We start from the raw sequence: 13,089 nt of genomic DNA, 5'->3' as shown, positions 1-13,089 counted from the left end.
TGGTTGACGAGCTCGCTACCGCATCTTGCGCCAGGCCTCCATTCGAAAGGCCGCAAGGCGTCGGTGACCATCCGCGAACGGCGCCCCACTGACAGGCCGCCACGAAAAAGCTATCATCACCGCCATGTTCGACTACGTCTTCTTCAACACCCGTTCCCGTGACCGGTTCGTGATCGAACTGGAACGGTTGAACGTGCCTTGCCAGACCCGTACCGACGAGGCCGAGCTGGTCGTGAGCATCGACGAGGAGGTGGACGATGCGCGACTCGATGCCATCGACGAAACCTACGATCGCCTGCTGAGCGAGGAACAGGCCCTGTTCGAGGCCGATGAGGCGCCCGAGATGCATGCCGCCGGCATCACCATTCAGTTGCAGGATGGGCGCAGCGTTCAGGCGGCCGTGGAGCCGGCACTGCTCAACCGTCTGCTCGAGGCGGTGAGCATCGAGGAACTGGGCCGGTTCGTGCAGATCATCGCCAGCGCCGTGGAGAATCCGGACGAACGCCCCTTCTGCCAGCAGGCCCGGGATCGGTGAACCTGCGCATCCTCCGGGCCCCGCTGCTGGCGGGGATGCTGTGGCTGTGTGCACCCTGGTTGGTGTTCGCCGCGCCCCTGCAGCAGGAAGTCGATCTCGGTGGCGAGCTGCTGTGGATGGACTACCGGGAGTTCGACACCGACAACAGCCTGCTGGACAAGGAAACGGGGCTGTTGCCCGGCCTTGCCGCCCGCTGGCAACTGGCCGGGGCGCGCTGGTTCCTGGCCGCGGAAGGCGAATGGCATCCGGGCATCGTCGAATACGATGGCCAGACCCAGACCGGGAAACCGGTGCGCACCGATACCCGTACCTTTCTCTTCGATGTTCGCCTGCTCGGCGGCCGCGCCTTCGGTTCCGTGAAGCGTCCCCGCTTCCGCCTGTTCGGCGGCCTTGGCTATCACTACTGGTACCGTGACATCCTGAACAGCACCGCGGTGGACGGCTCGCCCGTGGCCGGCTTGCTGGAAGAGTACCAGTGGGCCTACGTGCTGGCCGGCGGCGCGCTGCGGCTCTGGCAATCGGGCCGGCACGAAGTGCACGTGGAAGGGCGCTATCGCCGCATGCTGTTCGGCACCATGGCGGTGGACTTCAAGGGCTATCAGGGCTATGACGATACCGACGTGGTGCTGGCCACCGAGGACGGCCTGCGCCTGGCCCTGCGCTGGCGCTGGGAACTGCCCTCGGGACGGGCGATCCTCTTCGAACCCTGGTACGCCACCTGGAATCTGGGGCGCAGCAATCTGGCGGCCGTCACCCGCAACGGCACGCCCGTTGGTGTTCCCATCCTGGAGCCGCGCAGCGAAACGCGCAACGTGGGGCTGCGGGTGAGTTACCGGTGGCGGTTCTGAGGTTGACGCCATTTGTCCTGTTCACCGGCGATGCGGTACAGTAGGCGCTTCCGAAGAAGCAGGGATGTTCCACCCGCATGAACCCGCTCCGTCTGCTGCCCGCGCTGCTGCTGATTTTCCTCTCCGCCTGCGCCACCGCCCCCGAACCGCAAGTCTGGCAGGCCGGATACACGCAGGCCATGCAGGCCGTCAGGGCCGGACGTTTCGATGAGGCAATCGACTCGCTCGAATCCCTGCGGGATTCGGCGGCCGACGAGAACCTGCGCTACCAGGCGGAAACCGCCCTGGCCTATGCGCTCTACAAGAAGGGGGATTATCCGGCCGCGCGGCAACAGGCCGAGGAGATCATCCGCCGTTATCCGCCGGCGCCCCGGCAGGCCTATGTCCATTATCTGCGCGGGCTCATCACCCTCAAGATGGGCGAAGCGGAACAGCGGCGCCTGCTCGCCGACCAGCCGGGCGCGCAGGGTTACCCAATGACCCTGCGCGAAGCCTATGGCCATTTCACCGAACTCATCCGCCACTTTCCCCGCAGCACCTATACCGAACAGGCCTACCGTCATCTGGCCTACATCCGCGAACTGCTGGCCGAATACGAAGTGCACCAGATCCAGCGCCTGATGATGCAAAAGCGCTATCAGCAGGCCATCGATCGCGCCCGTTTCGTGGGCGAGAACTACGACGACACCCAGGCCAACCGCCAGGCCCAGCGCCTCATGGCCAAGGCCTACGAAGCCCTCGGCCAGCCCGAGGAAGCCGAACTCATCCGCCGCCGGCTCGAGGACCGGGAAGCACGGTGAAGGTGTATCCTGCCACCAGTCACGGCCAGGTCGCGGCGAGTGCGCCGCTCCTACAGAAGGGTGGCCGTTTCCGGTAGGAGCGGCGCCCTCGCCGCGATGAACGGTTCCCGGCAATGCCGGTCATTGACGAGTGTCTGACGAGCGGGAAAACCAACGCCTTTCCCCGCTACCCGTTCACCGCATGGTCGCGGCTTGCGCCGCTCCTACAGGGGGGGTAGTCGTTTCCGGTAGGAGCGGCGCAAGCCGCGATGAACGGTGCCCGGCAATGCCGGTCATTGAAGAATGGCTGACGAGCGGGAAAACCAACGCCTTTCCCCGCTACCCGTTCACCGCATGGTCGCGGCTTGCGCCGCTCCTACAGAAGGGTGGCCGTTTCCGGTAGGAGCGGCGCCCTCGCCGCGATGAACGGTGCCCGGCAATGCCGGTCATTGACGAGTGTCTGACGAGCGGGAAAACCAACGCCTTTCCCCGCTACCCGTTCACCGCATGGTCGCGGCTTGCGCCGCTCCTACAGAAGGGTGGCCGTTTCCGGTAGGAGCGGCGCCCTCGCCGCGATGAACGCTTGCCCGGCAATGCCGGTCATTGAAGAATGGCTGACGACCGGGAAAACCAACGCCTTTCCCCGCTACCCGTTCACCGCATGGTCGCGGCTTGCGCCGCTCCTACAGATGGGTGGCCGTTTCCGGTAGGAGCGGCGCAAGCCGCGATGAACGCTTGCCCGGCAACGCCGGTCATTGAAGAATGGCTGACGAGCGGGAAAACCAACGCCTTTCCCCGCTACCCGCCCCCGGCTAGCCGCTACCAAATCCGCCCCGTCCGCTGGAGGCGGTAGCGGCCGGCGCTGTCGGGGCGGCCGAGGAAGCGCAGGAGTTGCTGGAGATCCTTGCGGCTGGCGTCGCGGTTCTGGAGGGTGAGGTCGAGCCGCCAGGTGCCGGCGGGGTCGAGATCGAGGTGGCCGTCGAGGGCCAGATCGCCGCCCTGGTTGCGGATCCGGATGCGGCTGCCGTTGGCCCGTTCGGCGGCCTCCAGGCGCACGCGGCCGAGGGAGAGATCCTGCACGCCGCCGATCAGCGCCGGACGCCATTCGGCCTGGCCAGCGAGCGTGAGGCGGCTGCCGGGTTCGAAGCGGGCGGTCAGGGACTCGAGGTGCAGGGTGCCGTCGAGCACGAGGGGACGGGTGAGGCCGTCGAGGCTGGCCAGGTTCACGCGGCCGCGAATCCCCCGGGCTTCCAGCGTGCCGCCGAGTCCGTAGCCCAGCCAGCCGCGCAGGCGGCCGCGGCGGCCTTCGAGACGCAGATCGGCGCCCAGACTGCCCGTGAACAGTGTCCACGGCGTGAATGACCAGTGGAGCTGGCCGAGCCCGAGCTGGCGGATCCGTACGTCGTGCAGGGTGCCGGACCAGAGGCTGCCGCTGGCGTGGGCGTAGTGCAGGGCGGGCGGCAGCGGCAGGCGCGGCAGAACCACGCCGGCGGGCAGGCGCAGGGCGAGAAACAGCAGATAGAGGCCGAACGCCAGCAGCGTCCAGCGCAGGGCCGTGCGGTTGAGGCGGGGGAGGCTTCTCACGGTGCCTCCAGGATCAGGCGGCTGTTGACCCGCCCCGGTTCGTCGCGCCGCTCCACGCTGATCTCGCTCACCCGGATCCCGTATTGCCGGCCCAGCAGGCCGAGCCAGTCCATCAGCACGTCGAAGGGGGCGTTCTCCACCCAGAGGATCACGCTGCGCCCGTCCTGGCCGGAGGGCTGGACCTTCTTCAGGGTGCCGCCCAGCCCCTTGCGTTCGGCGCTGGCCTGGATGGTGCCCAGCAGCGAACCCTGCAGGCGCGCGGGGGCGTTCGCCCGGCCGTTGCCCCGCAGGCGCCGCACCTCGGCGGCCATGGCCTGCAGTTCGGCCAGCTGTTTTTCCTGGGCCGCGACCTTGCGCCGGGTTTCGTCGATGCCGGTGCGCAGCGGCGTCCACACCAGCAGGTGGAAGAGCACGGCGATCAGCACCACGGCGGTGAGCGCCAGCATGCGGCGCTCGCGCGGTTGCAGGGCCTGCCATTTGCGTTGCAGTTCGTTCATGGCGTGATCACGATTCGGCCGTCCACCTGCTCGCCGCTGGCGTTGGCCGATTTGAGTTCGATGGTCCAGGGCGTGTTCTGCGCCAGGGTTTCGCGCAGCGCGTCGAGGGTCTTGAGATCCGGGGTGACGAGGCGCATCTCGAGACGGCCGTTGGCGTAGCGCAGGTGGGTCACTTCCACCTTCTCGTGCCGGCGCACCAGGGGCGCGAGCCGGGCCAGCATGGCGGTGAAGCCGGGCCCGCCTTGATCGCCGCCGCGCAGCGCCGCGAGGCGGTGGCGCATCTGGGTGCGGGGATTGACGATCCGCTTCACCTCCGGGAAGGTTTCGCGAAACACCTGCTGCATGCGCGCCTCGAGCCGCTGGCTGTAGTCGCGCAGCTCACGGTATTCGGTGATCAGGCTGGTCAGCCCCAGGATCAGCAGCAGCCCCAGCAGGGCGGCGGCCGGCGCCCAGGGGCGCAGCAGGGCGGCGAGCTGGCTGCGGGGCGAATAGTCGCCCTGCAGCAGGTTGAGATCCGTTGGCCTGGCCTCCAGCAGCAGGGGATCGAGGGCGCCGGCCTCGCCCCCGGGGGGCGCCACGGTTTCGATCCGGCTGTCGGGGCAGTGTGCTTCGAGGTCAAACGGCGTTTCGCAGCCGTGCAGGACGAAGCGTTCGGGGCAGCCGTCGTCGGCCACCGCCCGCTTGAGCAGGGCGGGCAGGAGGGGCGCCTGGCAGACGAAGCCGCGGTTCGCGCCCTGGCGGATCACGATCCGTTCGCTGTCGCAGACAAGGCGCCAGCCCTCGGCCACGGGCGGCGGCAGCAGGCTGTCGGGCAGCAGCGCCGCCGGGGTGATGCCGGCGGCGCCGAGCACCGCCAGCCAGGTTTCCATGCAGGCCCGATCGACCACCGCGGCCTGCCACCGGCCATCTCCCTCGGGCGCGCCGAGGGCGCAGTGGAGGCGCTCCACGTCGTCGATGAGCTGTTCCTCGAGGGCGTAGGGCAGGGCGGCCAGCAGCTGGGCGCGTCGCCCGCGGGGCAACGGCACCGTGGTCAGCAGCACCGTCTCGCCCGGCACGTACACCACCGGCGGCACGCCCTGCAGGGAACGCCCCGCCTCGGCCAGGCTGCCGCAGTGCAGGTGGCGGGGCATCTCCCCGTCCCGCACCCAGCAGGCGCGCCACAGGGCCGGATCCCGGCTGTCGGCCTCCGGTGGCGGGATCAGTCGCAACAGCGGGGTGCTGGCCATCAGAAATCCCCCTCGCTGCGGGCGTAGATGGTGGTCCGGCCGTCGTCCTCGCGCATCACCACGCTGCGCAGCCGGCGCAGCGACTGCCCGAGCACCACCTCGGCCTCCACGCGGAAGAAATCGCTGCCCACGCTCAGGCCTTCCTCGGGGATGGCCTTGCCGGCGAATACCGGTTCGGCCAGGAAGTCCTGGACCGATTGCCAGGGGCTGTCCTCGCGCTTCTCCAGCAGGGCCTCGATCTCCGGGCGGGGCAGATCGTCGGCCAGCGTAGCCAGCACGGTGGCGCTGGCGGTATTGACGTTGATCGGAGTGGGCCGCGGCAGGGCGGTAACGTAGGGCAGCAAGGTGTCGTAGTCCTTTTCGGTCAGTTCCCGGATCAGCCGCAATTCGCTGACGTGGGCCATGGGCCGGTTGGCGGCGCGATAGGGCGGCGTCTGGCCCAGATAGGTGTCGTCTTCCGCGCCGTCGGGGAAGCGGGCCTCGATGTCGCTATCTTGCCAATCCTCGATCCGGTTGGCCAGTGCCGCGGGCAGTTCCAGTTGCCGCAGGAGGCGCGCGAAACGGGCCCGGGCCACCTTGCCGGCCTCGCCCTCGGCCACCAGGTTGTGCAGGTTGAAACGGGCCTGGAGATCGTCGATCCGGCCGCTCAGGGTTCCGCCCTCGATGGGCAGGGGCGGCAGGCGCAGCGCCCAGTCCTCGCCCATGTGATCGATCTTGTTCTTGCGCCGATCGTCGGCGAGGAACTGGCGGGCCCAGCTCTCCACGCCCAGCAGGTACATGCGGGCCTGGCCGTCGTAGAGGGTGTTTTCGGTGCGGCGAATGTCGATCTGCTGGCGGCTGGCCATGTGCACGGCCGCGGTGGTGGCCAGGGCCACCACCAGCATCACGGTGATCAGGGCCACGCCCCGCTGCCGGCCGCCCATCACAGGCTCACCGCGCCCAGCGGCACCAGCCGCCGCAGCTCGCCCCAGTCGGCCAGTTCCAGGGTCACCTCCACCGCCAGCGGCGCCTGCAGGCCCCCGGCTTGCCGGCCCTCGGGCGGCCATTGCCGGTGCCATTTCTTCTTATCGTCGAGGAAGCGCAGGCGGAAGTCCTGCACGTCCGTGCACAGGCGCACGGCGCGGGGAACGCTGTCCTGGGCCCGGTCGAGCACCGGCCAGGTCTCGCGATAGAGCGCCTCGTCCTTCAGGCGCCAGTCGACCCGTTGCAGTTCGCTGCGCGCCACGCCGAGCGGATTGGCATAGCCGCTGCGGGTCAGGGCCAGCAGGGGTTCGCCGCTGCCCTGCAGCGGATCGCGGCCTTGCAGGAAGGGACGGGTATCGCCGTACTGGTCTCGGATGTCCCGCGGAATGAGCTGCAGGAGATCCCGCTCCAGGAAGGTGAAGGTGCGTTGCACTTCGGCCAGCCGGTCGAGCTGCTGGTCGAGGATGTCTTCGGTCCTGAGCACCTTGCTCAGGCCGCCGTAGGCCATCACCGCCAGCAGGGCGAAGATGGCCAGGGCCACCAGCAGCTCCAGCAGGGTGAAACCGCGCTGTGGGCGAGGCCGGATCATGGCGCGGGCTTGCCGACGAAGGCCACCAGGGTGGCGACGGGATCGGCCTCGGGATCGCGATCGGCCGGGGCGACGCGGATGTCGAGCCGCCGCAGGCGGCTGTCGTCGGTGGCGGAGATCCGCACCTGCCAGCGCCACTCGTGATCGGCGAACGTCACCCGTCCCTCGTCGCGGCCCGGGCGGGGAAACTTCTCCAGCACCTGGTATTCCACCGCCTTGTTCTCGGCGATCCACTGGGCGAAGGTCTTCTGCTTCAGGTAGGCGGCGTTGCCGGCGTACACGCCGCTGGCACGGATGATGGCGCCCAGGGTCAGGGCCACGATGGCCAGCGCCACCATGACCTCCAGCAGGGTGAAGCCGCGCTGCCGGTTCATGCGGCGCCGTCGTCGAGGGCGTCCAGGCGCAGCTCGCCGCTGGCCTCGCCGCGCAGCCGCCAGCGGGGCGACTCGAAGGCCCAGCCCAGTTCCAGGACGAAGGGAATGGTTTCGCCGCTGGCGGTGAACAGGATGCGGGCCGGCTTTTCCGTGTCGTCCAGGGGCACGGGCAGATCGTCCTGGCGCAGGCGGATGGTCAGATCGCCGGGCAGCCGCCGCGGGCGCAGCACGGCGATGCCCTGCAGCGGCAGCCAGTGATCGTCTTCCCGCACCTGGAATTCGTAGCCGTCCGGCAGGATGCGGGCCGCCAGTTCCCGGCGTCCGAGGATGGCTTCTTCCTGGGCGAGGCGGAACAGGGCCAGCATGCGCCGCGCCTCGGTCTCGGCCAGCGCAGCCCGATCGCCGCCGGTGCCGAGCACGGCCACCGAGAGGATGATGCCGATGAGCATCACCACCACGAGGATCTCCAGCAGGGTGAATCCGGTCTGTCGGCATGGCAGGCGCAAGGCGGCGGCTCAGTCCTCGAGGTTCCAGTTGCCGATGTCGTCGTCGCTGGGCGTGCCGTCCGGCCCCAGGGAGTAGACATCGATGGCCCCGTGTTCGCCGGGGTTCAGGTACTGGTAGTCGTTGCCCCAGGGGTCCTGCGGCACCTTCTTCAGATAGCCTTCCTTGCGGTACTTCTTCGGCACCGGCGGCACGGTGGGCTTGCTGACCAGCGCCTCCAGGCCCTGATCGGTGGTGGGATAGGCGAAGTTGTCCAGCTTGTAGAGATCCAGCGCCGTCTCCAGGGCCCGCACGTCCTGCTTGGCCTTGGCGATGCGCGCTTCCTCGGGGCGGCTCATGATGTTGGGCACCACCACCGCGGCGAGGATGCCGAGGATCATCACCACCACCAGGATCTCGATGAGGGTGAAACCGCCTTGTCGGGGGATCGGATGGGTTTGCACGTTGCTCTGCTCCTTGGGTTCTGAATGCGTTACTTGACGAGGGAATTGAGATCGAAGATGGGCAGCAGGATGGCCAGCACGATGACCATCACCACCAGGCCCATGACCACGATCAGGATCGGTTCCAGCAGGCCGAAGAGGGTGGCGATCAGGGTCTGCAGTTCCCGTTCCTGGGCGCTGGCGGCGTGATCGAGCATCTTCTCCATCTCGCCGCTGGCCTCGCCTCCGCTGACCAGCTGGATGAACAGGGGCGGAAAATGGCCTTCCTTCTCCAGCGAGGTGGCGAGGCTGGCGCCTTCGCGCACCCGTTCGGCGGCCCGTTCCACCGCCTGGCGCATGGGCAGGTTGCCCAGCACCTCGGCGGCGATGCGCATGGCGTCGAGCAGGGGCACGTTGCTGGCGGAGAGGATGCTCAGGGTCCGTGCCAGGCGTGCGGTGTTCATGCCGCGCACCAGTCGCCCGGCCACCGGCAGGCGCAGGACCAGCGCATCCATGCGCCGCTTGAAGTCGGGCCGCTTCAGCAGGCGGGCGAAGATCAGCAGGGCCAGGGCGAGGCCCGAGGCCAGCCAGGGAAAGGCGCTGCGCAGGAAGTCGGAAGTGGCGATGAGGGCCCGGGTCAGCCAGGGCAGGGTCTGGCCGGTGTTCTCGAACACCTTGACCACTTCCGGCACCACGAAGGCCAGCAGGGCGCTGACCACGGCCACGGCCATGAGCGTGAGGATCACCGGGTAGAGCAGGGCGAGCTGGACCTTCTGGCGCATCATCTGCCGGGACTCGGTGTATTCGGCCAGCCGTTCGAGCACCAGGTCCAGGTGGCCGGACTGTTCGCCGGCGCGCACCGTGGCCACGTAGAGATCGTCGAACACGTTGGGAAAGCGGGCCAGGGCGTCGGCCAGGGAGTGGCCCTCGAGTACCTGGGCGCGCACCGCCAGCACCAGGCTCTTGAGACGCGGCTTGTCGGTCTGGCGGGCCACGGTGGCCAGGGCGTCGGCCAGGGGCGTGGCCGAGCGGGTGAGGGTGGCCAGCTGGCGGGTCATGATGGCCAGGGCGGTGACGCTCACGCCGCCCTGGCGGCTGCGGCCTTCGCGGCGCTCCCGGGCCCGCTCCTTGCGGGCCACCTCCACCACCTGCAGGGGCACGAGCTGCTGCTCGCGCAACTGGGCACGGATCTGGCGCGGGCTGTCGCCCTCGAGAATGCCTTTCTTCTCGGCGCCGCGCGGGTCGAGTGCGGTGTATTCGTAGGCGCCCACGGCTTCAGTTCCGGTGTTTCACGTCAGCGTTCCTGGGTGACCCGCAGCACTTCCTCGACGCTGGTCTCGCCGGCCAGGATCCGCCGCACCCCGTCCTGGAACAGATCCGGGCGGCGCTGGCGCACGTGGGCCTCCATGGCCTGTTCGCCGGCGCCGTCGTGGATCATCTCGCGCAGGGGGTTGTCCACGTCCACCAGTTCGTAGATCCCGGTGCGCCCCCGGTAGCCCTGCTGGTTGCAGGCGGGACAGCCCGTGGCCCGGTACAGGGTGGGCACTTCGCGATCGGCCATGCCGAGCTTGGCCAGCTCCGCCGGGCCGGGCGTGTAGGGCTCGCGACATTCGCGGCACAGGGTGCGCACCAGCCGCTGGGCGAGGATGCCCTCGAGGCTGGAGGAGAGCAGGAAGGGTTCCACGCCCATGTCGCGCAGGCGGGTGATGGCGCCGATGGCGGTGTTGGTGTGCAACGTGGAGAACACCATGTGGCCGGTGAGACTGGCCTGCACGGCGATGGTCACCGTTTCCAGATCGCGGATCTCGCCCACCATCACCACGTCCGGATCCTGGCGCAGGATGGCCCGCAGGCCGCGGGCGAAGGTGAGATCCACCTTGGGATTGACCTGGGTCTGGCCGATGCCGTCCAGGTAGTATTCGATGGGCTCCTCCACCGTCATGATGTTGCGGTCGCGGGTGTTGAGTCGGCTGAGGATGGCGTACAGGGTGGTGGTCTTGCCCGAGCCGGTGGGGCCGGTGACCAGCACGATGCCATGGGGGCGGTGAATGATCCGGTCGAGCAGTTCGCGGGTCTGTGGATCCATGCCCAGGTGTTCCAGATCCAGGCGGCCGGCCTGCTTGTCGAGGATCCGCATCACCACCCGTTCGCCCTGGCCCGAGGGCAGGGTGGAGACCCGCACGTCCACTGCCCGGCCGGCGATGCGCAGGGAGATCCGGCCGTCCTGGGGCACGCGCTTCTCGGCGATGTCGAGCCGCGCCATGACCTTGATGCGCGAGACGATGAGCGGCGCCAGGGCGCGGTTGGGCTGCAGCACCTCGCGCAATACGCCATCGACCCGGAAGCGCACCACCAGGCGCGATTCGAACGGCTCGATGTGGATGTCGGAGGCGTTTTCGCGGATGGCCTGGGTGAGCAGGGCGTTGATCAGGCGGATGATCGGCGCGTCGTCCTCGTTTTCGATCAGATCCTCGGGTTCGGCCAGGGCCTCGGCCACGCTGTCGAGATCGAGATCCTCGCCGATGCCTTCCACCGATTCGATGGTCTGGGAGCTGCGATCCTCGTAGGCCTTCTGCAGCAGGGCGTTGAATTCCGCCTCGTCCACCTCGCGCACGTCCAGGGGCGCGCGGAAATGGCGCTGGGCCTCCAGCAGCGCCTCGCTGCGGATGTCGGCCCGGCACACGGCCTGCAGGCGATCGGCCGCCTCGTCGAGCACCAGGATGCCGTGGCGCTTGGCGAAGGAGAAGGGCAGGCGGACGTCGGGCTGGCGGCGGGCTTCGGCTTCCATGGGCTCAGTTCGCTTCTCCGGGGGCTTCGATCCCGGGCTGGCCCTGATCGGGCTGATAGACGGGCGGCAGCGGCGGGATGGCGGCGAATTCGTCCATCACCGGGATTTCCCTGTTGCGGAACAGGGTCATGCCTTCCTTGCGCTCCACCATCTGCATTTCGCGCAGGTAGTTGTACTTGCGGGCCGTGTACTGGTTCTGCAGGGTGCGGTTCTTGAGAATGGTGGGGCGGATGAAGGCCATCAGGTTGGTCTTGGTCTTGCGCACGCTCTTGTACTTGAACAGCCAGCCGACCAGGGGGATGTCGCCGAGCCCCGGCACTTTCTGTTCGCCTTCCGTCAGGTTGTCCTCGATGAGCCCCCCGAGCACCAGGATCTGCCCGTCCTCGACCATCACGCTGGTGGTGATCTGTCGCTTGTTGGTGATGAGATCGGCACCCACGGTGCTGTTGGCGATGCTGGAGATTTCCTGGTCCACTTCCAGTTTCACCGCATCGCCTTCGTTGATCTGCGGCTTGATGCGCAGGGTCAGGCCCACGTCCTGGCGCTCGATGGTCTGAAAGGGGTTGAGGGGCGTGGAGCCGCCGCCGGTGTTGGCATACTGGCCGGTGATGAAGGGCACGTTCTGGCCCACCACGATCCGGGCTTCCTCGTTGTCGAGGGTGACCAGCGAGGGGGTGGAGAGGATGTTGGTGTTGGCGTCGCCGGCCAGGGCGCGGATCAGCATGGCCAGTTGCGGATCCCCGTTGCTGTTGAAGCTGCCGAGGCCAACGCTCAATCCCGACATGCCGGCCGCGGCGGCCGGCGGCGATTCCAGCAGGGAAAGGATGCCGGAGCCGAAGCTGGGGAAGTTGAGCAGGCCGATGGGGCCGTTCTTGTTGCCGCCGTCGGTGCCGTCCACCGCCCACTGAATGCCCAGTTCCGAAGACTTGGAGTAGGACACTTCGGCGATGATGGCCTCGATCAGCACCTGGGCGCGGCGGATGTCGAGCTGCCGGACCACGGCGCGGATGGTGCGCAGGATGTTGGGCGGCGCGTTGATCACCAGGGCGTTGGAACTCTCGTCGGCCTGGATGTTGATGTCGGTGCGTGCCGCGCTCTTGCCCTTGCCGGTCTTGCCCAGGCTCTTGGTCACGCCGGTGAGCACCGGCACCAGATCCTTGGCCTTGGCGTAGCGCAGGTAGATGACGGTGGTATTGCCGCTGATTTCCAGCGGCACGTCCATGTGGCTGATCAGGGCCCGCAGCTGCAGCCGCTTGCTCTGGTCGCCACCGAGCAGCACGCTGTTGGTGCGATCGTCGGCCACCAGGGTCACGCCGGTCTTGTCCTTGGCGGTGGAGGGATGCAGTTGCTTGACGATCTGCACGATCTCCGAGGCCACGGCGTTCTTGAGGGGGATGACCTCGATTTCCTGGTTCACGGCCTGATCGATGCGGGCGATGATCTCCGCCAGCCGGGCCACGTTGGCGGCGCTGTCGGAGACGATCAGCACGTTCGACTGGGGATAGGCGGCCAGGTGGCCGCGCTGCGGCACCAGCGGGCGCAGGATGGGCACCAACTGGGCGGCGGCCACGTGCCGGATGGGGATCACTTCGGTGACCATTTCGTCCCCCTCGTCGAAGCGGGCGCGGCGCACGGTGCGGATGGTGTCCTGCTTGGCGTTGACCTCGGGGACGATCTTGATGGCGTGGGTGCCGGGCACGGCGGCGAAGCCGTGCACCTTGAGCAGCGAGAGGAACACCTGGTAGACCTCGTCCGGGGTCAGGGCCTTGTGGGTGATCACCGTGACCTTGCCCTTGACCCGCGGGTCGATGATGAAGTTGCGGCCGGTGAGCTTGGCCACCGCGTCGATGACCGCATTGATGTCCGTATCGCGGAAGTCGAGGGTCAGTTTGCCTTCCTCCGCCCGGATCGGCTGCACCACGATCAGCAGCAGAAGCAGGAAATGACAGAATCGGTTTCTTGTGATCATTGTTCAGACCG

14 protein-coding genes are annotated in these 13,089 nt (G+C 68.1%); 3 read left to right on the top strand and 11 right to left on the bottom strand.

The features are described from left to right. The first annotated feature begins 124 nt into the window (after nt 1–124). The 3 genes from ACZ5BH_RS13075 to bamD all read left to right on the top strand — a co-directional run bounded on the left by ACZ5BH_RS13075 (nt 125) and on the right by bamD (nt 2,183). Nucleotides 125–535, top strand: coding sequence for a hypothetical protein (locus ACZ5BH_RS13075; RefSeq protein WP_464889705.1), 411 nt, complete (start codon nt 125–127; stop codon nt 533–535). Beyond that, the gene (locus ACZ5BH_RS13070) at nt 532–1,383 is read left to right on the top strand and encodes a hypothetical protein (RefSeq protein WP_464889704.1); all 852 of its coding nucleotides are present in this window, start codon (nt 532–534) and stop codon (nt 1,381–1,383) included. Before ACZ5BH_RS13075 ends, ACZ5BH_RS13070 begins: the two co-directional genes overlap by 4 nt. Before the next feature lie 77 nt (nt 1,384–1,460). Beyond that, nucleotides 1,461–2,183: an outer membrane protein assembly factor BamD gene (bamD, locus tag ACZ5BH_RS13065; protein WP_464889703.1), complete on the top strand. Its 723-nt coding sequence runs from the start codon at nt 1,461–1,463 to the stop codon at nt 2,181–2,183. Nucleotides 2,184–2,981: 798 nt separating this feature from the next. On the opposite strand, the gene ACZ5BH_RS13060 is transcribed toward bamD, so the two are convergent. The 11 genes from ACZ5BH_RS13060 to gspD are packed head-to-tail and all read right to left on the bottom strand — an operon-like array spanning nt 2,982 to nt 13,078. Further along, on the bottom strand, nt 2,982–3,746 hold the full coding sequence (locus ACZ5BH_RS13060) for a type II secretion system protein N (protein WP_464889702.1): 765 nt from the start codon (nt 3,744–3,746) through the stop codon (nt 2,982–2,984). Beyond that, nucleotides 3,743–4,243, bottom strand: a complete 501-nt coding sequence (gspM, locus tag ACZ5BH_RS13055) for a type II secretion system protein GspM (RefSeq protein ID WP_464889701.1) — start codon at nt 4,241–4,243, stop codon at nt 3,743–3,745. Before gspM ends, ACZ5BH_RS13060 begins: the two co-directional genes overlap by 4 nt. Continuing rightward, nucleotides 4,240–5,469, bottom strand: coding sequence for a type II secretion system protein GspL (gspL, locus tag ACZ5BH_RS13050; RefSeq protein ID WP_464889700.1), 1,230 nt, complete (start codon nt 5,467–5,469; stop codon nt 4,240–4,242). The genes gspM and gspL overlap by 4 nt, the downstream gene beginning before the upstream one ends. Next, nucleotides 5,469–6,392, bottom strand: coding sequence for a type II secretion system minor pseudopilin GspK (gspK, locus tag ACZ5BH_RS13045; protein WP_464889699.1), 924 nt, complete (start codon nt 6,390–6,392; stop codon nt 5,469–5,471). The genes gspL and gspK overlap by 1 nt, the downstream gene beginning before the upstream one ends. Continuing rightward, complete coding sequence (gspJ, locus tag ACZ5BH_RS13040) at nt 6,392–7,021, bottom strand: type II secretion system minor pseudopilin GspJ (protein WP_464889698.1); 630 nt, start codon at nt 7,019–7,021, stop codon at nt 6,392–6,394. Before gspJ ends, gspK begins: the two co-directional genes overlap by 1 nt. Further along, nucleotides 7,018–7,395, bottom strand: a complete 378-nt coding sequence (gspI, locus tag ACZ5BH_RS13035; RefSeq protein ID WP_464889697.1) for a type II secretion system minor pseudopilin GspI — start codon at nt 7,393–7,395, stop codon at nt 7,018–7,020. Before gspI ends, gspJ begins: the two co-directional genes overlap by 4 nt. Then, nucleotides 7,392–7,901 (bottom strand): type II secretion system minor pseudopilin GspH, encoded by a 510-nt coding sequence (gene gspH, locus ACZ5BH_RS13030; protein WP_464889696.1) that lies wholly within the window; start codon nt 7,899–7,901, stop codon nt 7,392–7,394. Before gspH ends, gspI begins: the two co-directional genes overlap by 4 nt. Before the next feature lie 9 nt (nt 7,902–7,910). Continuing rightward, nucleotides 7,911–8,342: a type II secretion system major pseudopilin GspG gene (gene gspG, locus ACZ5BH_RS13025; RefSeq protein ID WP_464889695.1), complete on the bottom strand. Its 432-nt coding sequence runs from the start codon at nt 8,340–8,342 to the stop codon at nt 7,911–7,913. A gap of 29 nt (nt 8,343–8,371) precedes the next feature. Further along, nucleotides 8,372–9,592 carry a type II secretion system inner membrane protein GspF gene (gspF, locus tag ACZ5BH_RS13020; protein WP_464889694.1) on the bottom strand — a complete coding sequence of 407 codons (1,221 nt, stop codon included), beginning with the start codon at nt 9,590–9,592 and terminating at the stop codon, nt 8,372–8,374. A 23-nt stretch (nt 9,593–9,615) separates the two neighbouring features. Then, complete coding sequence (gene gspE, locus ACZ5BH_RS13015; protein WP_464889693.1) at nt 9,616–11,109, bottom strand: type II secretion system ATPase GspE; 1,494 nt, start codon at nt 11,107–11,109, stop codon at nt 9,616–9,618. A 4-nt stretch (nt 11,110–11,113) separates the two neighbouring features. After that, nucleotides 11,114–13,078, bottom strand: coding sequence for a type II secretion system secretin GspD (gene gspD / locus ACZ5BH_RS13010; protein WP_464889692.1), 1,965 nt, complete (start codon nt 13,076–13,078; stop codon nt 11,114–11,116). Between the last annotated feature and the right edge of the window lie 11 nt (nt 13,079–13,089).

The organism is Thioprofundum lithotrophicum (assembly GCF_055387065.1).
This window is presented reverse-complemented; position numbering and strand designations above follow the sequence as displayed.